Below are 21,859 nucleotides of genomic sequence, written 5' to 3'. Positions count from 1 at the left end.
GCGCGGACCGGAGGAGGGGCCGGGTCAGGCACGGGCGAGGAAGAAGGCCCGGACGTCCCCGGCGAGCAGCTCCGGCACCTCCATCGCGGCGAAGTGGCCGCCGCGGTCGAACTCCGACCAGTGCCTGACGTCGTACAGCCGCTCGGCCAGCGGCCGCACCGACTGGGTGATGTCGTGCGGGAACACCGCCACGCCGAGCGGCACCGGGCACGGCTGCCCGCTGCCTCGCGGGGCGTCGCGGTGGAGCCGGCCCGAGGAGGCCGCAGTCGCGGTCAGCCAGTACAGCGAGACGTCGGTGAGCATCCGGTCGTCGCCGACCGGCGTGGCGGGGTCGGTCCACTGCGCGAACCGCTCGGCGATCCAGACCAGCTGGCCGACCGGCGAGTCGGTCAGCGCGTAGCCGATGGTCTGCGGGGTGAGCGCCTGCAGGGCCTGGTACGGCGGGCGGTTCGTCATAAGCTGCCGGACCTTGTCCAGCCGGGCCTCGTCCGCCTCGGACACCTCGACGCCGGGGTCCGGCCGGGTCGGCAGGTAGTTGACGTGCACCCCGACGACGTGCTCGGGCGCGACGGCGCCGAGTGCGATGGAGATGCCCGCGCCGAAGTCGCCGCCCTGCGCGCCGTAGCGCTCGTATCCGAGGCGGCGCATCAGCTCGGCCCAGGCTTGGGCGACCCGGACGGTGTCCCAGCCGCGCTCGTGGGTCGGCCCGGAGAAGCCGAAGCCGGGGATGGACGGGATCACCAGGTGGAAGTCGCGCGACAGCGGCTCGATCACGTCGAGGAACTCCAGGAACGACCCGGGCCAGCCGTGGGTGAGGATCAGCGCGAGCGCGTCCGGCTTCGGGGACCGGACGTGGACGAAGTGGATGTTCTGGCCCTCGATCTCGGTCGTGAAGTGCGGAAGCTCGTTGAGCGCGGCCTCGTGCTCGCGCCAGTCGTAGCCGGTGCGCCAGTGTTCGGCCAGTTCCCTGAGCCGCGCCAGCGGGAACCCGTAGTCCCATCCGGCGTCGGCGACCTCGTCAGGCCAGCGGGTGCGGGAGAGCCGGTCGTTCAGGTCGTCGAGGTCCGCCTGGGGGACGGCGATGCGGAACGGCTTGATCATGGTCTTCACTCCGGGGGACTGGTTCGACGCCTGATGGCCGGAGGGTTTCCATGACCATGGCGCCCAATTGATTGGCATGGCCAACGTTGGTGTCACCAACTGTACATGCATTCATTGGCTACGCCAACGGTATGTGGCGGCCGGTTCGGCGTGGTGGCAGGCCGGGCGCCTACCTGGCCGGGCTCCATCGATGCGGTCGGGCTCGGGGACGGGTGCGCCACCGGCCCGATGCGCCGGGATACACGACCGGCCCGTTCCGGCCGGGTTCGGCCGGGTTCGGCGTGGGAGGTCAGCCGAAGTCGCGACGGCGCAGGGACAGCAGGCCGCCGATGAGAAGGAGGGCGGTGACCGCGGTGAGCGCGAGGGTCGGGCGGGCGTCGTACGGCGTCCCGGTCATCGCGTTCGCGACATAGTGGAACGGCTCCACGGGGAGACCGCCGAAGAATCCGTAGAAGGGGGTGATGATCTGGCCCAGTGCGGAGGTCAGGACCCAGGCCGACCAGGAGATCGCCACGACGGCCCGCGGTGTCAGCCCGTACGCGAGCACACAGACCGCCCCCACGCTCCACGCCGCGGGCACGGTGGTCAGCGCTCCCGCGACGAAACGGGGCAGATCGATGGCGAGGTCGCCGACGAGCAGCGAGAACACCGTGCCGAAGACCAGGCCGGCGACGGCCATCAGCGCGGCTGTGCCGAGCCCGGCCACGAGCAGGTGCCCGCCCGCCCAGCGCAGACGGGTCAGTGAGGTGGCCAGCACCGCCTCCCCGCGGCCCGAGACCTCCTCCGCCCGCAGCCGGATGACCATGAGCACCGGGTAGAGCGCGACGGCGTACGCCATGATCATGATCAGGTACCAGACGTACGCGGCGAGTGACGGCGATCGCATGCCGGTCATGGTGGTGATGGTGTCGAGCATGATGCTCGGCCGCGTGAGCAGGTCGTTCGTCAACGGGGACAGCCCGCCTGCGGCCCCCGCGAAGACCCCGACCCCCACCGCCCATTTCAGGAGCAGGCCGCGGTGCAGCCGCCAGGCCAGGCTGACCGGGCCGCGCAGCTTCGGGGCCGTGGCCGGGCCCGGCCGCTCGGTCAGCACGCCCGCGCCGAGGTCGCGGCGGTCGAGCAGCCGGCACGCGAGCGCGTGCGGCGCCGCGCCGGCCACGAACACGACACCGGCCAGCCACCACCGCTCGTCCTGGTACGGCTGCACGAGATGACTCCAGCCGATGGGGGACAGGTACTTCAGCCAGGGCTGTCCCATGGCGTCCCCGGAGAAGCGCATCACGTAGGCGAGCCCGAGCACGGACAGAGCGATCGTGGTGGCCGTGCGGGCCCCGGCGGCGAGCTGGGCGGCGACCGCGGCGACGCCCCCGAACAGCCAGCCCGCGAGCGCGATGGCGGCGCCGTACGCGACCGATCCGATCGGCGGGAGCCCGACCGTGATCAGCGCGGCCGCGGTCAGCGCCCCGGCGAGCAGACTGACGCCCGTCGCCACCAGCACGGCGGCGATCAGTGGGGCACGACGGCTCACGACGGCGGCGCGGACCAGCTCGGCCCTGCCCGCGTCCTCCTCCCTGCGGGTGTGCCGGATGACCGACATCAGGGCGGCGAACGCGCTGGCCACGTACAGGAAGCCGCCGCTGCGCCAGGTCGCGAGCACCTCGAGCCGGGGTTCCACCCGGCCGCCGCCGATCGCATGGAGGAAGGGCGTCCTGGTGATGATGCCGAGATAGGTGAGCTTCAGCTCCCTGGTGGCCATGTAGCGGTTGATGTAGGCCACCATCACCAGGCTCATGCCCACGATCAGCAGGATCCACCAGGGGGCGATGGCCCGTTCGCGGCGCAGTGCCAGGCGGACCAGGTGACCGGTGCCGGTGAAAGGGCTCATTCCGTCCGGGTCCTGTCCAGGGCGTCGCGGTGGGCGGCGGCCTCTTCGGGACTGAGCCAGGGGTGGGAGTAGAGGTCGAGCAGGGTCAGGGCGAGCAGGTGGGCGCCTTCTTGACTGGAGACGTCGGCGCCCAGCCCTCGGGACACGTGCTTGTGGAGGATCGCGACGGCCAGGGCCATCGCCGTGCCCACCGTCGCCCTGGCCTTGCGGCCGGTGAAGGGGGGATCAGAGCGGCGCTCGTCCAGCCTTGCGAGCCACTGCTCGCTCATCTGGACCATCGCGTCGAACACCGGCTCGGCCCATCCCTCGGTCAGGGCGCGCGCCAGGTATCGCTGGTAGGGCCCGAGGGCCGCCATGGAGGCCGCGACGTGGTTCACGCCGTTCACACCGGCGGTCATGTCGGCGTCGGCCTGCTCGTTGATCCTGCTGATCAGCTTGATCAGGTGGGCGTCACACGCCTCGCGCAGGGCCTGCTTGGACCCGAAGTGATGACGCAGCAGTCCCGGGGAGACGCCGGCGGTCTCGGCGATCGCCCGGGTCGTCGCCCTGTCGAAGCCATGCTCCCCGAAATGCCGCAAGGCCGCGTCTCTGATCCGCGCGCGAGCGGTCAGGTCCTCAGCCTCGTGTCCCGATGTCGTCACTGCCCGTAGCTCCTATCCGCTTGCATAGTAAATTGCCCTTCTGAAGAGAATGCTATGCAAGTGCATAGTACGTCTGAAGCGCGGGAGTGAACAGGGGAGAGGCCGAGCACAAGAGAAAAGGGACGGTCATGTCGCCGGCAAAGGCGATCACACGGCTCCCGCGAGCGCGCCGCATGGCCGGGACGGGTGTGCTCCGAAGCCGGCGACGGCCCGGCCCCGGCGGGTGCCGAACCGGCCTGGCACGTGCGCATCGGTCACGCTCGCGCCTCCACCGTCCGGCGGTCCTCGGACGGCGGCGCCGCCGTCACAGCGCTGCGCGGCGAAGGGCGGCGCAGGCCGTACGGCCCGCTCACCGGGTGCGCACGGCGCGGTCGTAGGCCGCGGCCGCCCGCGCCCACACCCGGGCCGCACCGGCCGCCGCGGAGCCGTGGTCGAGATCGGGGCCGGGGTCGGGGTCGGGGTCGGGGTCGGGGTCCAGAGGGTCGAGATGGCGGGCCTGGCCGAGGATGTCCGTCTCCAGACGGCGCAGCCGCGGCCCCGGATCCACCCCGAGCTGCTCGACCAGGAGCGTCCGCGCCCGGCGCAGCACCGCCAGGGCGTCCCCCTGGCGGCCGGCGCGGTACAGCGCGAGCGCCAGCAGCCGCCAGGCGTCCTCGCGCCAGGGATGCCCGGTCACGTGCGCGTCCAGGTCCGGCACCGCCTCCGCCGCCAGGCCCAGGGCCAGCCGGGCCTCGGCCCGGCGCTCGACGGCGTGCAGCCGCAGCTCGGGTGCCACCGGAATACGGCAGAAACGGGCCGCGTGCTTGATCACGGTCAGTAGGATCTAGGTATTCGCGCCGGTTGTGACGGTTTCCGGAGTTTCGGGTGGCGTCTATCGATCGGACGGCGTACCCGAGGTTCGCACGTGCCGTGTCGGCGCGGGAACTGGCCGAGGTGTTCACCCCGTCCACTGACGAGATGGAGTGGGCCCGCAGTAAGACGCAGGATGATCAGCATTTCCTGGCGTTGCTGGTGTGGTTGAAGGCCTACCAGCGGCTGGGCTACTTCCCCAAGCTGGCGGATGTTCCTGCCGTAGTGACCCAGCGCGTGCGGTCCGTCGTCGGGCTGCCTGACGACGTGGTACTGGCCGAGGCCGCAGAGCGGTCGGCCAAGCGCCACTGTAGCTTCGTCCGTACACACCTGGGTGTCGACTACGACCCAGCAGGAGTCCGGGCGGTGGCCACCGAAGCGATCCGCAAGGCGGCCCAGGCCAAGGACAACCCAGCCGATCTGATCAACGTGGCGTTGGAAGAACTGGTCCGAGCGCGGTGTGAGCTGCCCGGTTACACGACCTTGGATGACCTGACCAAGACGATCCGGACGGAGGTGAACCGCGGCTTCTACACCCTCTTAGTGGGTACCGGGTCGAGATCGGCGAGGTGGAGCACAACCTGCGCACATGCCGAGGCGTGGTCGACGCGGCGGCACTGTTGCGCGAGGACACCCCGGGCGGCGCGCCCGGACGCACCACGCAACCCTCATGTTGTGCCATTCACTGGCGCGGGCGGGACGGATACGGGAAACTGTCCCGATGTCTGCTGAGTACACCCAAAGTGACCAGTTTCGTGGTGCCCGCATCCACCTGTGCGACCTCTCCGGCCTCAAGATTCGCGATTGCGACGTCACCGGCCTGAAGATCGTGGACTGCTATGGGGGCAACGTCTCCCTCGGTGGCGGCTTCGAGCGTGTCGTTGTCAACGACGTCGACGTGACCGCCTACGTCGAGGCCGAGCTCGACCGGCTGCATCCCAACCGGGTGCTGGCCCGTGAGGCCACGTCCGCCGCCGAATACCGGGCCGCTTGGGATGCCATCGAGAAGCAATGGGAGGAGACGCTCGACCGCGCCAGGCGCTTACCCGAGGCGAAGCTGCACGAGCAGGTCGACGGCGAGTGGTCGTTCATCGAGACGCAGCGGCATCTGCTGATGGCCGCCGATGCCTGGATCGGCAACGCCGTGCTCGAGGAGGACGCGCCGTACCACCCGTTGGGCCTTCCTGGCGGCTGGATGCCGGCCGAAGTATCGGCGAAGCTCGGGCTCACCCTCGATGCCACCCCGACGCTCGACGAGGTACTCGCGCCGCGGCTGGCCCGCATGGCCACGGTGCGCCGAGCCGTCGACGAGCTCACCGAGGCCGAGCTCGACCGGGTATGTGGTCGCAAGCCGGCCGACCCCTACCCGGACAAGGACTACGTCGTACGCCGCTGCCTCAGCGTCGTGCTCAAGGAAGAGGCCGAGCATCACCGGTACGCGGCCCGCGACCTCACCGTGCTCGAGGCCGGTGCCCGAACCGAGTGAAGGCGCGTCCCGGCAATGGACGGCGATCTCGCGATCCTGCGCTTGACCAGCCCATCTTGCTGTCGGAGCCCCTCATTGCACCCGCACTGCCCAGCCAGGGCGCGGTGCCGACCGGCGAGGTAGTCATGACCGGCTACGGAAAGACCAGCAATGCGGGCTTCCCCAACGAACGACGCGAGGTCTTCCTCGATGTCACGCCGCGGTGGACCTGCGAAGGCATCTGCCAGTTCGTGAAGCCGATCACGCCCGGAATGAACTGCACCCCGCAAATCCGGCCAGACGGTCGGAGCGTGCGGCACTGGGTGATGTCGTCATCGGAATCGTCTCCTGAAATATCTCTGGCCAGTGCGGCAACCCGACCTATCCCACCGTGAATAGGAATGTTTCTCAGCACCGAACCTGGATAAGGGGAGCCGGCGGTTCATCCACCTGCCTTCAGCCGGAACGCGAGGCGGCGGGGCGCCTGCACGCGATAGCTGTCCGTCACCAGCTCGGCTACCTCGACCCAGTCCGTCTCGTCGTCCAGCATCATTCCCACGACATTCACAGCCCAGTCGGCCCGGAAGAACGGAGGGCCGGCATGCGCCAGCGCGGCCAACTCCCCGGGCGGCGCCCGGAAGGTCATCAGGATGGCCGGATCGTCCATATCGATGTACGCCGACCCCCTCTCGTCGGTGGTGTAGACGTGCAGGAACGTCCGCCGGCGAATCCGCCACCGCAGGCCGATCCACGCTGGCTCCTCGTACGCCTCGGGCAGCTCCCCGCAGATCACCCGGAGCCGGCCCACAACGGCGGGTGGAACGTCCGCGATGTCGCTCATCTGTACCTCCCACGCCCATCCTGCCCGCCGGGTAGGACATCAGCAGTCTCCGGGGTTGGCGGGGCCGCGCCGACGTTCATAGGACTATCGGGCCCAGCTCGGTGACGACGCTGGCTCCATCAATCCCGGCGCGGTTCAGTCACCCCCAGCCCGGTCACGATGTAGAAGACGGCGGCCATTAGCAGGTCGGTGAGGGTGATCCCTCTTCCCCAGGCCAGCCAGATGCCGGTGCCCAGCGCGATGAACGGCGCGATGACGATCGTGGCCGTCAGCGCCACCTGCCCGGCACGGAGGCCGAGGCGCTGCTGGACGTGCGGGAACGGAGATCGCCCGTCGTATGCCGGGGCCGGGGCCTGAGTGCGCACCCTGGTCACGTCACCATCGGCAGGCCGAGGTCCAGGCCGGTGATGTGCAGCAGCCGGGACATGAACGGGCGGGGCGCCCTCAGGGCCAGGGTGATGCCCATCAGCCGGGCGCGGTGCTGGATGCCGACCAGGACGGCCAAGCCGCAGGCGTCGCAGAACGACACCTGCGACAGGTCGAGGACGAGCAGGCTCGCGCTGGAGTGCAGCGTGTTCAGCAGGTGCCGGCGAAGCGCCGGACTGGTGAAGATGTCGATCTCGCCGGACAGGTGAACGATGGTCGGCCTTGATCGGTCGGCCATGCCGAGTGGCGCGGTGTCGGTGACGGTTATGGAACTCTCCTTCGGAGAGGCCGGAACGAGATGGGATGCCTGCCGGCCGGAGATCGGTCCGCCGTCAGGACAGGCGAGTCCTGGGACTGTCCGCTCCGGCGGGCAGAGGGCGCGCGGGTCACGCCGACGCTGACGTCCGTCTGGTGAGAAGGACGCCTTCTGGTCGGTGACCGAGCCGTCCTCGTTCTCCCAGCGGGCCGTGCCGTCGGCGGCCGTCCCGCGCAGAGGCGGAACGGGGCCGGGCGGCAGATGTGCGCCGGTTCGAGCGTCGACGACGCTCAAACCGGCGGTGTCCTGGGCGGTGAGGTCCTGGGCGGTGAGCCTGAGCGTGGCCTCAGCAGGCGCGGCGGCGGTGTCCGGCGGGACGACCAGCAGGACGACCGGCTCGCCGGCCGCGAAGATCAGAGTGATCAGACGCGGGTCGGTATGGTGGAACCAGCCGATGTGCACCTGCCGCCCCCGTGCCGGGATCCGGCGCGGGATGCATCGCCACGCGTCGCTATGCAGGCCGACGCGGAGCGTGACCCGGCCGAGCAGCCGATCCACGGCGGCGATGAGGTCGGGTAGCTCAGCGGCCGCGTCGCGGGAGTAGGGCCACCAGGTCCCGTCCACCGCGGCTCGTCGGTCAAGCATCGGGTGAAGACTGAGCCGCAGCGCGGAATCGGCCCGAGGGATTGCGGACGAGGTGGAGCTGAATGGTGTGGGTTGAGAAAGAAGTGTCGGCGTCATGGTCGCCTGACCCGTCCAGGCCCCTGCGAAGGGGCCGGTGGTGGTTCGCCGGGGGCGACGCCGACCTGAATGCCAACGCTCGAGAAGTCCTCGGTGTCTTCATTCTACCCTCTACTTCCGGAATCCTCCGATTCCGGAAGTAGAATGGGCGCATGGCTTCCGGAAACTCTCCCTCAGGGATCCCAGAACCAGCCGGACCAGCTTCCGGAAACACAAGCCGGTCGCGTGCCGTCCCGCTCCCCGGCCCGTACGCGACGATCCTCACCGACTACGCCACCGCGCTCGAGCGCTCCCCGCTGGCCAACTCCACCAAGACCAAGTACACCTCCCGGCTGCGCGGCTACCTGGCCTGGCTGGCCGACCAAACCGACGCCGGCGCCCTGGACGGCGACCCGCTCACCGACCCGATCGCGGCCACCGGCGCGGTACGCGACTTCCGCCGCCACCTGAAGAACGGCCGCCGCGCCCCCAACACCATCGACACCTACCTGTCGGCCATCGACGACTTCTACGCCCGCCGCGGCCTCGGCAAGCCCCAGGCCCGCCGCGAGCGCGACGTCGGCCGCACCGCTCCCCGCGCCCTGGACGCCCGCCGCGCCCGCCGCTACATCCGCCACGTCCAGCTCACCGCGCCCCCGCGCGACAAGGCCATCGCCCTGCTGCCGTATTACGCGGGCCTGCGCATCTCCGAAGTCGTCGGCCTCGACCTGGCCGACGTGCGCCTGTCAGCCCGCAAGGGTGAGCTGCGCATCCGCGGCAAAGGCCGCGACGGCGGCAAGATCCGCCTGCTGCCCGTCCATCCCGACCTGCGCCAGGCCATCGCCGGCTGGCTGACAGCCCGCGCCGACTGGAAAGGGGCCCACAGCAGCGCGGTGTTCCTCAACCACCACGGCGGCCGCCTGAGCGATCGCGCCGCCCGCGACATCATCACCGGCCTCGGCGACGCCGTCGGCCTCAACGACGACCCCACCGAGCCCTTCAGCCCGCACGTCCTGCGCCACACCTTCGCCACCCAGCTCATCCGCGACGGCAAGGACCCCATCCTGGTCGCCGAACTGCTAGGACACGGCTCGTTGGACACCACCCGCCGCTACGCCCTGCCCACCGAAGCCGACAAGGCCGCCGCCCTGGACGCCCTCATCACCGACCACTGAACAGCCTCCTCAGCAACGCTCGCCCCGGCGCTCCATACTGAACCGCCCAGCCCAGCCGGTTGTGCGGGCGCCGCTTGAGCCGCGCCCGCTCCAGCGCCGAAGCGTCCAGCCGGAAAAACGACTCCAGTTCCTGCGGTGATGGCTCCCCGGCGAACTGCCCGTATCGCGCGACCTGCTCATCCGACAGGTACTCGATGGCCATGAGCCCCGACCGTATCGACCCAGAACCATCAAGATCAATCCTTAGCGTTCAATCTCGCAGGAATACCGGTCAGACCCCGTCACGGGTGCGATGGCCTCGCCGGTGAGCAGGAGTGGGATCTCCTGGCCGAAGCTGGCGACTTTCGGGCCGATGGTGATCGGTCGGCCGCTGGGGGTGTGGGTGGGGATGAAGGTGTGGCGCCAGTAGTCCGGCGCGGCGCCGCCGATCACCGTCCGGTCGGCGAGGGCCTCCAGGGAGACCGAGTCCTGTTGGGCCAGGGGGTCGGTGGCGGACATCGCCATCACGATGGGTTCGGTGAACATGACGGGGCCAACGGTGAGGTCGGGCTCGCGGATGGGCAGCCACGGGAGCATCGCGTCCAGCTCTCCGGCGCGCAACGGACCGAAGGGGTCAGCGAAGGTGAGGACACGGATCCGCACCTCGCTGTTCGGGCGGCGCTCGGCCAGGGCGTCGAATAGGGGGCGCAGGTCGTCGAGGTTCCACCCGAAGATGCCCAGGCGCAGCACGGCGGCTTCGGCCCGGGAAGACTGCCGGGCCCGTTCCAAGCTGTTCCGCAGGTCGTCGCGCAGCCGCACACCGGCCGACGTGAGTTAGACATTTCGGTTGTTCCGGGCGAAGAGCAGGGTGCCGATGGCGCGTTGGCCGCGCAGCAGGTGACAGCCCATTGGCTGCGCCATACGACGCTCACCTGGGTCGAGCGCAACTTCGGATACTGTGTCGCCCGGGCCTACATCGGGCACAACGGCCGCAACGACGTGGGCAGCACAGCGACCTACCTTCGCGCCGACCTGTACGAGGTGGTACGGGCGCTGGTCGCGCTCACTGGCGAGGACCAACGCCGGGTGGCAGGTAGGCGGCACAAGCACCGCTCCAACTGTCTGACCAGCCGTCACCTTGAGTCGCGGCCCGTTTCTGCCGTATTCCGGTGGCACCCGCAGCTCAGCCAGACGGGAGCGTTCGGCGCGGGTCCAGTCCTCGTCGGCGAACTCGGCGTAGGCGGGTCCGCGCCATCGGTCCAGCGCCTCTCCCAGCCATGCCGCCGCCTCGGCGGGAGGCAGCGCCGCGGCGGCGGTCACCGAATCCTCCTGATGGCCCAGCCGCCCGGCCTGCCGGAGCGGATGATCGCCGCGAGCGCCGACGCGTTCTTCGGCCACTTCCTCGACGCCTGGACGGGCGACCCCGGAGCCGTGCCCGCCGACGTCCGCGCCGCCTACCTGGACGCCTGCCGCGACGCGGTGCCCTCGATCGTCGCCGACTACCGCGCCTCGGCCGGCATCGACGTCGAGCACGACCGGGCCGACCGCGAGGCCGGGAACCGGCTGCGGATGCCGGTGGCCGTGCTCCAGCAGGACTGGGGCGCCGCCCTCGGCTACGACGCCGCCGCGCTGTGGGGCGCCTGGGCGGCCGACCTGCGGCACGTCACCGTCACCCACGGCCACTTCATGGCCGAGGAGGCCCCCGCCGAGGTCGCCGCGGCCCTGCGGGACCTGCTCACCCGTTGAGAACCGCCCCGTCGTACGGCGAGGCGGGCGCAGGCGGTGGCCGTACGGCGGGGCCACGCGGCCCGGACATCGCACGCCCCGGACGTCATGCGGTCCTGGACGTCACGCGACCCCGGATGGGCCTGACAGGCCGGTCGTTCCGGGGAGGAGGACCTTCTCCAGCCTGCGCCGTAGGTGGGCCCGTTCCGGCTCGGTCCCGGCCAGCGCGAGCGCCTCCCGGTAGGCCGCCGCGGCCTCCCCGAGGCGGCCGAGCCGGCGCAGCAGGTCGGCGCGAGCCGCCGGATAGGGGTGGTAGGCACGCAGCAGCGGCTCGCCGGCCAGCCCGTCCAGCAGCGCCAGACCGGCCTCCGGGCCGTCGCGCATCGCCACCGCCACCGCCCGGTTCAGCGCCGCGACCGGGGACGGCGCGAGAGCGAGCAGCACGTCGTAGAGCGCCACGATCTGCGGCCAGTCAGTGGTCGCGACGTCGGCGGCCTCGTCGTGCAGGGCGGCGATCGCGGCCTGCACGCCGTACGGGCCGGGCGGGCCGCCGCTCAGCGCGGCGACCACCAGGCCGCCGCCCTCCTCGATCATCGCCCGGTCCCACCGGCCGCGGTCCTGGTCGTCGAGCAGCACGACCCCGCCGTCCGGGCCGGTGCGGGCCTCGCGCCGCGCGTGGACCAGCAGCATCAGCCCGAGCAGCCCGGCGACCTCCCGCTCGGCGGGCAGCAGCCGGCGCAGGATCCGCGTCAGCCGGATGGCCTCCTCGGCCAGGTCGAGCCGTTGCAGGTCTGGACCGGAGCTGGCCGCGTACCCCTCGGTGAAGATCGAGTAGATGACTCCGAGGACCCCCGGCAGCCGCCGCGGCAACTCGTCCGCGCCGGGCACGCGGAACGGGATGCGGGCCTGGCGGATCTTCTTCTTCGCCCGCACGATCCGCTGGGCCATCGTCGCGGGCGGGACGAGGAAGGCCCGCGCGACCTCGGGCGTCGCCAGCCCGGCCAGGCAGCGCAGCGTCAGCGCCACCCGGTCCTCGGCGGCGAGAGCCGGGTGGGCGCAGGTGAAGAACAACTGCAGCCGCTCGTCGGGCAGGTCGCCGTCACCGCCCGGGTCCGCGGGCGCGGCGGGACCGGCCCGGTCGGCCTCCACCTGCAGGATCGCCAGCCGGGCGGCGTAGGCCCGGTCGCGCCGCAGCCGGTCGACGGCACGACGCCGCGCCGTCGTCATCAGCCAGGCCCCGGGCCTGTCGGGCACACCCTCGGCCGGCCAGTGGATCAGCGCCGCCTCGACCGCCTCGGAGGCGACCTCCTCGGCCAGGTCGAGGTCGCCGAAGCGGCGGACGAGGGCGGCGAGCAACCGGCCGTGCTCCTCCCGGAACACCGCCTCCACCGACGCCCCCACCGGCTCCACGGGTTTCCCCGGCCCGCCGGGACCCCCGAGGTCACCGGACGTCTCCGGACCCTCGGATTCCGCGGGGCCCTCGAGGCCGTCGGGAGCCGACGGCGCGGGGTCCCCGCCGGCTGCTCGCTCCTCCACCGTCGTCAGTCGAACTCGGCGATCGGCCGCACCACCATCGACCCGGCCCGCGCGCCGGGGCAGCGGGCGGCCCAGTCGAGCGCGACGTCGAGATCGGGCACGTCGAGGACGTAGTAGCCGCCGAGGATCTCCCGCGCCTCGGCGAACGGCCCGTCCGTGGTGACGGACCGCTCACCCGAGGCGTCGACCCGGACCCTCGTGGCGGTGGTCAGGTCGGCCAGCGCGTGCCCGCTGACGTAGGCCCCCGACTCCCTGACGGCCTTGTCGTAGACCATCCAGTCCTCGAAGGACGGCCCCTCGGCCGACTCGACGTCGCCGTCGGTCGTCGCGGCACTGTAGATCAGCAGCATGTACTTCATCGCGGAACTTCCCGTTCTCGTGGTCATCATGGTTCTCGTACGGCGGGCTCGCCGTACGTGATGACGACGAACGGGACCCGGGCGTATCGACACGCCTCCCGGATTTTTCCCAGACCGTTTCTCGGTGGTCCGGTGTCCTTAACCATAGGTGGGGTGCTGCGGCCAGCCGGGCGGGGAGTCCTCCCAGTCCTCCTGCCGGCCGTACGGGGTCAGGTCGAGGACGCTGTGCAGGAAGACGAGCCGGTCCACGCCGCGGGCCGTGGTGCCGTAGGTCCGGTAGACCTCGTCGCCGTCGCGCAGGAACACACTGAGCATGAACCCGCCGCCGGCGCCGCAGTCGTCGGAGAACGACGTGCCGCGAGAGGACACGAACGGCAGCGTCCAGCCCATCCGCGCCTTGTACGCCTCGATCTGGGCGAGCGGCATGTTCGACACGGTCACCCAGGTGACATCGCGGTCGGCCAGCCCGGCCAGCGCCGCCACCGGGACGTTGTTCGTGAAGCCCGTGCATCCGGGGCAGTAGTGGTCGGGCCCGTTGTCCATGAACTGGTAGACGACCAGTTGCCGCCGGCCCTCGAACAGGTCGAGCAGGGTCTTCGGGCCTGCCGGCGTGTCGAAGGCGTATTCGCCGCCGAACCTGACCATCGGCAGACGGCGGCGCCGCGCGGCCAGCGCGTCCAGCGCCCGGGTGGCCTCCTTCTCGGCCTTGAGCAGGTCCTCGCGGGCCCGCCGCCACTCCTCGGCCGAGACGATCTCCGGTTTCTCCATCGGCCGATGATGCCCTGAGGGACCGACAGAATCGCGAACCGGCGGAATCGCGGACCGGCGGGGGCGATCCCGGCGCGGCCGCGCGGCCGGTCGCCTCGTGAGCGGTGCCGGACGCCCGCCGTACGGGCCCGGCTCCGGAGACCGTACGGGCCCGGCTCCGGAGACCGTACGGGCCGGGTTCCGGAGAACGCCGTGGTCTCCGGAGAACGACGTCCGATCGCCGCCAGCGGTCCGGGGACGGATGTCCGCATAGTGGGGTCCGCCCGGACCGGACAGAACTCGCAGAAGGACTCGTCAGTGCACAAGCCCCTCGATTTGAAAGTGATGTACTTCGGCACGCCCGTGGTGCTCATCGGCTCCCGCAACGAGGACGGCACCGCCAACCTCGCGCCGATGTCCTCGGCGTGGTGGCTGGGGGAGTGCTGCATGCTGGGCCTGGGGAACAGCGCACAGACGACGGCGAACCTGCTGCGCGAGCGCGAGTGCGTGCTCAACCTGCCCTCTTCGGCGATGGTCGACGCCGTCGACCGGCTCGCGATGACCACCGGGACGCGGACGGTGCCGCCGCACAAGGCACGGCAGGGCTACCGGTACGAGCCGGACAAGTTCGGCGTCGCGGGGCTGACCGAACAGCCGGCGGACCTGGTGCGGGCGCCCCGGGTCGCCGAGTGCCCGGTCCAGCTGGAGTGCCGGGTCATCGGGGTCCATCCCTTCGGCGTCCCCGAACCGCACGCCACCGCCTTCCAGGTCGAGGTCGTGCGGGTCCACGTCGAGGAGGATCTGGTCATTCCGGGGACGGACCACATCGACCCGGTCGGGTGGGACCCGCTCATCATGAAGTTCTGCGAGTTCTTCGGTGGCGGGGACAACCTCCACCCCTCCCGGCTCGCCGAGGGCTGGGAGATGCCCCACGACCTCCGGCGCGCGGACGCGACCGCTTAGGAGCCGGAGCCGGGCGAGGAGGAGGCCGCCGCGTTCCTGAAAGGCGGGCGCGACCGCTTAGGGGCCGGGGGCCCGCGGGGCGGAGTCCGGACGCTCGCCGGGGTCTCGGGTTTGGCGTCCAGGCTGGGCTTCCCGCAGGGGCGAGAAGAGGCCCACCGGACAGGTTGGGCCTTCCCGGCGGTCCCGCGGCGGGTTATCAAGGGGCCGGGGACCGTACGAGCCGTACCCGCTCACGGACACCGCCCCGCCGCGGATGGAGGACGACGTCATGCGCCGGTTGTGGAAGGCGATCGCCCGCACGCTCTGCGCCGCCGCCCTGGTCGCGGCCGGACTCACCGTGCCCGCCGTATCAACCGTGTCAGCCGCGGCCGACCTGCCCCGCTGGGCGTGGGCCGTCGTCGGGGGCGGCTCCGCCCCGACCGTCTACTACCAGTTCGGCACGTGGGCCTCCGGGCTCGCGGCCGAGGCCGTCTCCGGAGATCCCGGCCAGGTGCTCGTGAGGTTCCCGCAGTTCGGCGCGGCGGGCGGGGGAGTGGCCCACGTCACGGCGATCTCCTCCTCCGCCGACTGGTGCCAGGTCCAGAACCAGTGGCCGTCGGGTGACGACCTGATCGTGGCGGTGCGGTGCCAGCGGTACGGCGTCGGCCCGGTCACCCCGTGGTTCTCCGTGGTCTTCGGGTACGGCGGCGGGTATCCGAGCCCGATGCCGCGCCAGGCGCTGGGGTACGTGCGCTGGGACGGCTCCGCCGTGGCCACGCAGTTCAACTCCGCGCGGTTCGGCTCCCCGGCCCCCGCCCCCGTGAACACCGTGACGCCGGGGACGTCCCCGGGCCTGTGGCGGGTCACCCTGCCGGGGCTCGGCTCGGCGGGCCTGGCCGGGAGCATCCAGGTCACCGCGGTCGACCCGGCCGTTCCGGCGCGCTGCAAGGTGGGCGGCTGGACCGCGACGACGGCCGCGCAGAACATCGTGGTGCGCTGTCACGACGCCGCCGGCGCCCCGCTGAACACCGGGTGGAACCTGACCTACCACCGGGAGAGCGCCGTCGTCTGGGCGCCCGTCGCGCCGTACCCGGCGTTCGCCTACACCTTCGACAACGCCCCCGGCACCGCGAGCCCCTACGTTCCGACGCCGTACCCGGTGAGTCACAACTCGGTACCCGGGGGCCTGCAGATCAGCGGGTACGGGACCGGGCTGAGGCGGGTCGCCTTCGGCGACATCGACGCGCAGTACGGGCACATGGGCAACGTCCAGGTCACCGCGTTCGGCTCCGGGGCGGAGTTCTGCAACCTGACCGGTCTCTGGACGAAGTCCGTGACGGGCGTGCTCACCCTGCACGCCTGCTATGACGGCGCGACCCGGGTCGTCCGTCCGGCGACGGTCACCTACGTGACCCGGCCCCGGTAGCCGGGCCTCCGCCACGCCGGGCGGCGGTGAGGGCCCGGGGCCGCCGGCCCGTCACCTTCGCCGGCTCCCGCGCCTGCTCCGCTCGATCCTGTAGGCGATGACGAGCGCGATCACGATGCCGATGACGGCGATGATCCAGGTCGGTTCCATGACGTCTCCCTCCGACGGTCCGCGACCGTGGTGGCCTACCCGTCCGGTGCGGCTCAAACGGGTGTGCCGGAGCCCGAGGCGGAGCGGGCGACGTCGAGCAGGATCTTCAGCAGGTCGTCGGGCGCGTCCCGCATGAGGTTGTGCCGGGCGGCGAGCGCGTGCGTCGTCCACGACGGGTCCTCGCTCAGCCGCCGGTAGACGGGGGCGAACGGCGACTCGCGGTCCCACTCGGTGGCGTACACGTAGTCCCTGCGCCGGAACCGTGAGAGGTCGCCGGCCAGCCGGATCGGCTGGAGCAGCGAGGCGAGGGGGTGGGGTGTGGCGCGCGGGTCGAAGAACGGCAGCGGCCGGGTCGCGTACCCGGCCTCCGTCACGTCGAGGTACCACTCGCGCTCCCAGGCGGGGACGAGGTCCCAGCAGGATTCGCCGTCCCCCGGCACGACGGCGTCCAGGTACACCAGGGAGTCCACCCGGTCCGGGACGCGGTCGGCGACCCCGGTGACGACCATGCCGCCGTAGCTGTGGCCGACCAGCACCGCGTCGTCGATCTCCTCGGCCTCCAGCACGGCGGTCACGTCCACGATGTGGGTCTCCAGGTTCACCCCGGCGTCCAGCAGGTGGGCGCGTTCGCCGACCCCGGTCAGCGTCAGCGGGTACACCTCGTGGCCGTGCCGGCGCAGCCGTTCGGTGAGGGGCCGGTAGCTCCAGCCGCCGTGGCACATGCCGGGGACGAGGACGAAGGTCGCCATGGTCGTGCTCCTTGGATCGCCGGGATCGGCGGATCGGTCCGGGAACCGGCGCGGACCGCCGGCGCCTCCAAGCCTGGACGGCCTCCTTCCAGAAGTCCAACAGATGGTTCTTCTCGGAACTAGAATCACTGCTTATGGAGTTGCGCCAGCTGGAGTACTTCGTCGCCGTCGCCGAGGAGCGGAGCTTCACCCGTGCCGCCGAGCGGGTGCACATCAGCCAGTCCGGTGTCAGCGCCCAGATCCGCCGGCTGGAGCGCGAGCTGGGCGCCGAGCTGTTCGACCGATCGGCCCGCGTCGCCACCCTCACCGTCGCCGGCGAGGCGGCGCTCGGACACGCCCGCGCCGCGCTCGCCGCCGCCGGGGCGACCGGCCGGGCGGTGGGTGAGGTGACCGGCCTCCTCCAGGGACGGCTCACCGCCGGGATGGTGGTCGGCTGCACCGTCACGCCGCTGTTCGAGGCGCTGGCCGCGTTCCACCGGGCCCACCCCGGTGTGGAGGTCTCGCTGCTGGAGGACGGCTCCGACCGGCTCGTGGAGGGGGTGCGCACCGGCGCCCTCGACCTGGCCCTCGCCGGGACGGCCGCCCTCCCCGAGGGGCTGGAGACGCTGACGGTGGTCAGCGAACGGCTCGTCGCGGCGGTCCCGGCGGACCACGCCCTGGCGGAACGGCGGCGGGTGTCCCTGGCCGAGCTGTGCGCGTACCCGATCGCGTGCATGCCGTCCGGCACCGGCGTGCGCACCGTGTTCGACCGCGCCTGCGCCGCGCGCGGCCTTGAGGCCGCGGTCACGCTGCAGGCGAGCGCCCCCGACGCCGTCGCCGGCCTCGCCGCCCGCGGGCTGGCCGTCGCCGTGCTCAGCGCCTCGATGACCGAGGACCACCGCGACAGGCTCGTCACCCTGCCCCTCGACGACGTCGAGACGCCGGCCCTGCTCGTCCTGGTGTGGAAGGACACGTCCAACCCCGCGGTGCGCGAGCTGCTCACACACGCCCGCCGGGCGTTCGCCGTTCCCGCCGCCGGCTGACCACCGTTCCCGTCACCGGCCGGAGGCGGGTCCCGGGAAGCGTGTCAGGACCCGTTCAGGCAGGTGAGGACGGCGAGGACGCGGTGGTCGCCGTCGTCGTCGGTGATGCCGGGCTCGTCGAACATGGAGGTGGTGTACCTGCCGATGGTGCTCTCGCTGAGGAACAGCCGTCGTCCGGGGCGGCGCGGGTCGCGGCCTCCGGAGTCACCAGGGGATGACGCCGTCGTCCTCGAAGAACGAACCGGTCGGGCCGCCGTCGGGCAGCGTGGCGAGCCGGATCGCGGTGGCCGCGCCCTGCTCGGGGGTACGGGGTCCCTGGAAGCCGGTGAAGTCGGTCGCGACCAGGCCGGGACAGGCGGCGTTGATCAGGATGTCCGTGTCGGCGAGATGCCGGGCGTACTGCACGGTGACGGCGTTGAGGAACGACTTCGACGGCGCGTAGGCCGCCATGACGGGGCCGATCTCGATGTCCGGGTCCGCCTGCCGCGTCAGGGAGGCGACGGCACTGGAGACGTTGACGATGCGCGGTGACGCCGAGCGCCGCAGCAGCGGCAGCATCGCGTTCGTCACCCGGATGACACCGATGACGTTGGTCTCCACGACCCGGCGGACCAGGTCGAGGTCGAGCCTGGTCGGGTCCTGCACCCACCCCGGCTCCATCTCCCCTGAGATACCGGCGTTGTTGACCAGGACGTCCAGGCGTCCGGCCCGCCGTTCGATCAGTTCCGCGGCGTCGGCGGCGCTCCGGTCGCCGGTCACGTCCAGGGGCACCCCGAACGCGTCGGCCCCGGCGGCGCGCAGCTTCCCGACGGCGGACTCCCGCCGGGCCTCGTCGCGCGCCCCCACGCCCACGCTGTAGCCGAGGGCGCCCAGCCCGGCCGCGATCTCGTATCCGATCCCCTTGTTCGCGCCGGTCACCAGCGCGATCTTCGTTTCGCTCATGCCGCCGATGCTCGCTCACGGGTGAGCGGCGCATCCAACACCGGTGCGGTGCCCTGTGATACCCGGCGGGTATCACCCGGGTATGGTGTGGCCGTGGACACCCTGGAGACCCGCGAGCTGAGGTACTTCGTGGCCGTCGCGGAGGAGCTGCACTTCGGCCGCGCCGCCGAGCGCCTCGGCATGGCCCAGCCGCCGCTGTCCCGGGCGATCCAGCGGCTCGAACGCCGCCTCGGCGTCTCCCTGCTGGAGCGCGACCGCCGCGGCGTCTCCCTGACCGGCGCCGGAGAGGTGCTGCTGCACGAGGGCCGTGCGGCCCTCGACGCGGTCACCGCCGCCGCGCGCCGCGCCCGCCGCGCCGGCGACCCCGGCGGCCCCCGTGACCGGCTGGTGCTGACGGTGAAGGCCGCCGCGTCCCACGAGCTGCTGCAGAAGCTCCTCGCCGCCTACGCGGCCGAGCCCGGTGCCGCCGAGATCGAGGTGCTGCCGAGCGGCATCTGCGAGCAGGGGGAGCTGCTGCGCGACGGCCGCGCCGACGTGGCGCTCATGCACACGCCGTTCAACTCCCTCGCCGGGTTCGACAGCGAGGAACTACTGACCGAGGGGCAGGTCGCCATCCTGCCCGCCGGGCACCCCCTCACCGCGCGCGGGACCCTGTCCATGGCCGAGATCAGCGACATCCCCGGCCTTCCACTCGCCCGCTGGGCCCGTGACGGCGCCTACCCGCCCGGTCCCGGACCCGAGATCCGGGACCAGACGCAGCTGGCCCAGCTGATCGCCCTCGGACGCACGGCGGCCGTCATCCCCGACTCCGCCCGCGCCTGGCTGTGGGCCGAGCACGCCGCCGTCCCCCTGACCGACGCGCCCCCCGTCGTCACCCACATCGTCTGGCCCGCGCACAGCCGTTCCCTCGCCCTCGCCGGGCTGATCCGCACGGCCACCCGGCTGTGACCCCCTCCCTGCCTCCGACACCGCCTCCATCGCCGCCGTCATCCCGACGGCGCACCGCCTGAGCGCCGGCCCCGCACCCCGCCGCCGCACAAGCCCGGCACGGGGCGTTCCCAGGCGCGGGTGAGCGCCGGGCTCCGGGGTTCGCCCCGATGCCCCTCGACCCTCGTCCAGACCAGGCCGCACCCGGGTAAGGGCCGGGCCAAGGACCGCCCGCGGCGGCGTTTCCGCACCTCACCGCAGTGATCCAGAGATCTACCATTCGATCCGTTCCGGGCTTTTCGCGGCCCGTTCTCCCGTCCTCCCCGCCATGGCGGGGGAGCGCGGACATATTCACCCGGATCGGCGGCAGGTACCGGTGGGCCGCCGCCTCGTCCCGGACGGACGAGGCGGCGGTACCGGGCGGGACGGACGAGGAGGTTCGCACATGACAGACACCACGGCCGGAACGGTGGCGACGAGACGGGAGATCGTCCTGCCGGGCACGCTCCTCGGGGTCGGGCTCGGAGGGTTCGTCGACGGGATCCTCCTGCACCAGATCCTGCAGTGGCACCACATGCTGACCAGCACGGACACCGACAACATCGGGGTCGGGTACTACCCGCCGAACACGGTTCCGGGCCTGCGGATGAACACGCTGTGGGACGGCTTCTTCCACGTGTTCTGCTGGCTGGCGGTGCTGGTGGGCCTGAGCCTGCTGCACGCGCGGGTCACCCACTCCCGCGGCCGGGTGTGGGGCTCGCGGATGCTGTGGGGCTGGATCCTGTTCGGGTGGGGGCTGTTCAACCTCGTCGAGGGCGTCGTCGACCACCACATCCTGGGCATCCACCATGTGCGCACCGATGCCTACCAGCTCTGGTGGGACCTCGGTTTCCTGCTGCTGGGCGTCCTGCTGATGGCCGGCGGCTGGCTGCTGCAGCGCGGCGGCCCGGCGGTGGACCTCTGCCGCGACACCCCGCGCACCACCACGGCGGCCCCGTGACCTCCACCGTGATCTCCACTGTGGTCTCCACTGTGACCTCCGCCGGAGCCTCCGGATCGCACGCGACATCCGTCGCCGTCGCGGACCTCCTCACCCGGCGGGCCGGCGACGTCCCGCTCCTGGCACACGAGGCACACCACCACGGCGGGCTCTCCGGCGCGCTGCCGGCGGCGGGCGTCGCCGTACTGCTGGCGGCCTACCTGGCGATGGCGGCGCTGCGGCGGCGCGAGCCCAGGGGGTGGAGCCCGTGGCGCACGGCGGCCTTCACCGTGGGCGCCGCGCTGCTCACCGCGGGCCTGACCGGGCCGGTCGCCGCGTTCGCCGGGACCGACTTCCGCGGGCACATGCTGCAGCACCTGCTCATCGCGATGCTCGCCCCGCTGGGACTGGTGCTGGGCGCCCCGGTGACGCTGCTGCTGCGGTCGCTGCCCGCCGCCCGCGCCCGCCGCGTCACCGCCGTGCTGCGCAGCCGCCCCGCGCACGTGCTGGCCGACCCGTGGGTGGCGCTCACACTGAACGCCGGCGGCATGGCCGCGCTGTACCTCACTCCCCTGTACGGCCTCTCCCACGCCGACCCGTTGATGCACTCGCTCGTCCACCTGCACCTCGTGCTGGCGGGCTGCCTGTTCACCTGGGTGATCGCCGGGCCGGACCCGGCGCCGCGGCGCCCCCCGGTGCCCAGGCGGCTGGTCGTGCTGGGCGTGTCGATCGCCGCCCATGCCACGCTGTCGCAGCTGATGTACGCCGGCCTGTCCGTCGGCGTGACCGCCCCCGGGCCGGAACTACGGGGCGCCGCGGAGATCATGTACTACGGCGGCGACATCGCCGAGCTGCTGCTGGCCCTGGCGCTGGTGACGACCTGGCGGCCCGCCCGGCCGCGCGTCGCCCCGCGGAGCCGCCCCACGCCCGAACCGGCCGCGCCGGCCGTATCGGCGCCGTGAGCCCGAGGCCCCGCACATGGCCCGGGACCTCACCTGGCGGCCGAGGACCTCACAC

23 protein-coding genes and 2 pseudogenes are annotated in these 21,859 nt (G+C 72.1%); 10 read left to right on the top strand and 15 right to left on the bottom strand.

Translation table 11 applies throughout. From position 1 onward, the window contains the following. Positions 1-24: 24 nt before the first annotated feature. The 4 genes and pseudogenes from AB0D67_RS09790 to AB0D67_RS09775 all read right to left on the bottom strand — a co-directional run. The gene (locus tag AB0D67_RS09790) at positions 25-1,101 is read right to left on the bottom strand and encodes an epoxide hydrolase family protein (RefSeq protein ID WP_362931886.1); all 1,077 of its coding nucleotides are present in this window, start codon (positions 1,099-1,101) and stop codon (positions 25-27) included. Positions 1,102-1,390: 289 nt separating this feature from the next. Further along, the gene (locus AB0D67_RS09785; protein WP_362931884.1) at positions 1,391-2,986 is read right to left on the bottom strand and encodes a polyketide antibiotic transporter; all 1,596 of its coding nucleotides are present in this window, start codon (positions 2,984-2,986) and stop codon (positions 1,391-1,393) included. Further along, positions 2,983-3,627, bottom strand: coding sequence for a helix-turn-helix domain-containing protein (locus AB0D67_RS09780; protein WP_362931882.1), 645 nt, complete (start codon positions 3,625-3,627; stop codon positions 2,983-2,985). The genes AB0D67_RS09785 and AB0D67_RS09780 overlap by 4 nt, the downstream gene beginning before the upstream one ends. Before the next feature lie 361 nt (positions 3,628-3,988). Further along, positions 3,989-4,402 (bottom strand): annotated as a pseudogene (locus tag AB0D67_RS09775) (AfsR/SARP family transcriptional regulator); the annotation flags it as partial. A gap of 89 nt (positions 4,403-4,491) precedes the next feature. On the opposite strand from AB0D67_RS09775, the gene AB0D67_RS09770 reads away from it, so the two are divergent. Both AB0D67_RS09770 and AB0D67_RS09765 read left to right on the top strand, forming a co-directional pair. Then, positions 4,492-5,208: a DUF4158 domain-containing protein gene (locus AB0D67_RS09770; protein WP_362931880.1), complete on the top strand. Its 717-nt coding sequence runs from the start codon at positions 4,492-4,494 to the stop codon at positions 5,206-5,208. Next, complete coding sequence (locus AB0D67_RS09765; RefSeq protein WP_362931878.1) at positions 5,198-5,962, top strand: DinB family protein; 765 nt, start codon at positions 5,198-5,200, stop codon at positions 5,960-5,962. The genes AB0D67_RS09770 and AB0D67_RS09765 overlap by 11 nt, the downstream gene beginning before the upstream one ends. A 421-nt stretch (positions 5,963-6,383) precedes the next feature. Here AB0D67_RS09765 and AB0D67_RS09760 read toward each other — a convergent pair whose 3' ends face one another. The 3 genes from AB0D67_RS09760 to AB0D67_RS09750 all read right to left on the bottom strand — a co-directional run bounded on the left by AB0D67_RS09760 (position 6,384) and on the right by AB0D67_RS09750 (position 8,205). Next, positions 6,384-6,782, bottom strand: coding sequence for an MmcQ/YjbR family DNA-binding protein (locus AB0D67_RS09760; RefSeq protein ID WP_239128398.1), 399 nt, complete (start codon positions 6,780-6,782; stop codon positions 6,384-6,386). A 119-nt stretch (positions 6,783-6,901) separates the two neighbouring features. After that, the gene (locus tag AB0D67_RS09755) at positions 6,902-7,156 is read right to left on the bottom strand and encodes a hypothetical protein (protein WP_362931875.1); all 255 of its coding nucleotides are present in this window, start codon (positions 7,154-7,156) and stop codon (positions 6,902-6,904) included. Continuing rightward, positions 7,153-8,205 (bottom strand): STAS domain-containing protein, encoded by a 1,053-nt coding sequence (locus tag AB0D67_RS09750; RefSeq protein ID WP_362931873.1) that lies wholly within the window; start codon positions 8,203-8,205, stop codon positions 7,153-7,155. Before AB0D67_RS09750 ends, AB0D67_RS09755 begins: the two co-directional genes overlap by 4 nt. 152 nt (positions 8,206-8,357) lie before the next feature. On the opposite strand from AB0D67_RS09750, the gene AB0D67_RS09745 reads away from it, so the two are divergent. Then, positions 8,358-9,359: a tyrosine-type recombinase/integrase gene (locus AB0D67_RS09745; protein WP_362931871.1), complete on the top strand. Its 1,002-nt coding sequence runs from the start codon at positions 8,358-8,360 to the stop codon at positions 9,357-9,359. On the opposite strand, the gene AB0D67_RS09740 is transcribed toward AB0D67_RS09745, so the two are convergent. The 3 genes from AB0D67_RS09740 to AB0D67_RS09730 are packed head-to-tail and all read right to left on the bottom strand — an operon-like array spanning position 9,346 to position 10,658. Next, entirely contained in the window at positions 9,346-9,561 is a 216-nt protein-coding gene (locus AB0D67_RS09740) for a DUF4158 domain-containing protein (RefSeq protein ID WP_362931869.1), read from the bottom strand. The genes AB0D67_RS09745 and AB0D67_RS09740 overlap by 14 nt on opposite strands. Before the next feature lie 41 nt (positions 9,562-9,602). Further along, positions 9,603-10,157: a substrate-binding domain-containing protein gene (locus AB0D67_RS09735; protein ID WP_362931867.1), complete on the bottom strand. Its 555-nt coding sequence runs from the start codon at positions 10,155-10,157 to the stop codon at positions 9,603-9,605. Positions 10,158-10,172: 15 nt separating this feature from the next. Continuing rightward, positions 10,173-10,658 (bottom strand): bacterial transcriptional activator domain-containing protein, encoded by a 486-nt coding sequence (locus tag AB0D67_RS09730; RefSeq protein WP_362932106.1) that lies wholly within the window; start codon positions 10,656-10,658, stop codon positions 10,173-10,175. Positions 10,659-10,661: 3 nt separating this feature from the next. Between AB0D67_RS09730 and AB0D67_RS09725 the strand changes: the two are divergent. Next, positions 10,662-11,084, top strand: a pseudogene (locus AB0D67_RS09725) (alpha/beta hydrolase); the annotation flags it as partial. Between the two features lie 102 nt (positions 11,085-11,186). On the opposite strand, the gene AB0D67_RS09720 reads toward AB0D67_RS09725, so the two are convergent. The 3 genes from AB0D67_RS09720 to AB0D67_RS09710 form a co-directional block, all read right to left on the bottom strand. Then, entirely contained in the window at positions 11,187-12,473 is a 1,287-nt protein-coding gene (locus tag AB0D67_RS09720; RefSeq protein ID WP_362931865.1) for a DUF6596 domain-containing protein, read from the bottom strand. 131 nt (positions 12,474-12,604) lie between these two features. Beyond that, positions 12,605-12,958, bottom strand: coding sequence for a YciI family protein (locus AB0D67_RS09715; RefSeq protein ID WP_362931863.1), 354 nt, complete (start codon positions 12,956-12,958; stop codon positions 12,605-12,607). Positions 12,959-13,096: 138 nt separating this feature from the next. Next, a complete protein-coding gene (locus AB0D67_RS09710) occupies positions 13,097-13,726 on the bottom strand; it encodes a DUF899 family protein (RefSeq protein WP_362931861.1) in 630 nt (209 codons plus the stop codon). A 297-nt stretch (positions 13,727-14,023) separates the two neighbouring features. On the opposite strand from AB0D67_RS09710, the gene AB0D67_RS09705 reads away from it, so the two are divergent. Next, the gene (locus AB0D67_RS09705) at positions 14,024-14,668 is read left to right on the top strand and encodes a flavin reductase family protein (protein ID WP_362931859.1); all 645 of its coding nucleotides are present in this window, start codon (positions 14,024-14,026) and stop codon (positions 14,666-14,668) included. A 268-nt stretch (positions 14,669-14,936) separates the two neighbouring features. Continuing rightward, the gene (locus AB0D67_RS09700; RefSeq protein WP_362931857.1) at positions 14,937-16,073 is read left to right on the top strand and encodes a hypothetical protein; all 1,137 of its coding nucleotides are present in this window, start codon (positions 14,937-14,939) and stop codon (positions 16,071-16,073) included. Between the two features lie 203 nt (positions 16,074-16,276). Here the strand turns inward: AB0D67_RS09700 and AB0D67_RS09695 are convergent, their stop codons facing one another. After that, positions 16,277-16,972, bottom strand: a complete 696-nt coding sequence (locus AB0D67_RS09695) for an alpha/beta fold hydrolase (RefSeq protein ID WP_362931855.1) — start codon at positions 16,970-16,972, stop codon at positions 16,277-16,279. Between the two features lie 134 nt (positions 16,973-17,106). Here AB0D67_RS09695 and AB0D67_RS09690 point away from each other — a divergent pair, with 134 nt between their 5' ends. Beyond that, positions 17,107-17,994, top strand: coding sequence for a LysR family transcriptional regulator (locus AB0D67_RS09690; protein ID WP_362931853.1), 888 nt, complete (start codon positions 17,107-17,109; stop codon positions 17,992-17,994). 204 nt (positions 17,995-18,198) lie between these two features. On the opposite strand, the gene AB0D67_RS09685 is transcribed toward AB0D67_RS09690, so the two are convergent. Continuing rightward, a complete protein-coding gene (locus tag AB0D67_RS09685) occupies positions 18,199-18,936 on the bottom strand; it encodes an SDR family oxidoreductase (RefSeq protein ID WP_362931851.1) in 738 nt (245 codons plus the stop codon). Between the two features lie 93 nt (positions 18,937-19,029). Between AB0D67_RS09685 and AB0D67_RS09680 the strand changes: the two genes are divergently transcribed. The 3 genes from AB0D67_RS09680 (at position 19,030) to AB0D67_RS09670 (ending at position 21,804) form a co-directional block, all read left to right on the top strand. After that, entirely contained in the window at positions 19,030-19,884 is an 855-nt protein-coding gene (locus AB0D67_RS09680) for a LysR family transcriptional regulator (protein ID WP_362931849.1), read from the top strand. A gap of 424 nt (positions 19,885-20,308) precedes the next feature. Next, complete coding sequence (locus AB0D67_RS09675; RefSeq protein WP_362931847.1) at positions 20,309-20,863, top strand: DUF2243 domain-containing protein; 555 nt, start codon at positions 20,309-20,311, stop codon at positions 20,861-20,863. Next, on the top strand, positions 20,860-21,804 hold the full coding sequence (locus AB0D67_RS09670) for a cytochrome c oxidase assembly protein (protein ID WP_362931845.1): 945 nt from the start codon (positions 20,860-20,862) through the stop codon (positions 21,802-21,804). The genes AB0D67_RS09675 and AB0D67_RS09670 overlap by 4 nt, the downstream gene beginning before the upstream one ends. Positions 21,805-21,859: the final 55 nt, after the last annotated feature.

The sequence above is a fragment of the Streptosporangium sp. NPDC048047 genome (assembly GCF_040653115.1).
Classification (GTDB): domain Bacteria; phylum Actinomycetota; class Actinomycetes; order Streptosporangiales; family Streptosporangiaceae; genus Streptosporangium.
The sequence above is the reverse complement of the archived record's forward strand: the minus strand, read 5'-3'. Positions and strand labels throughout refer to the sequence as shown.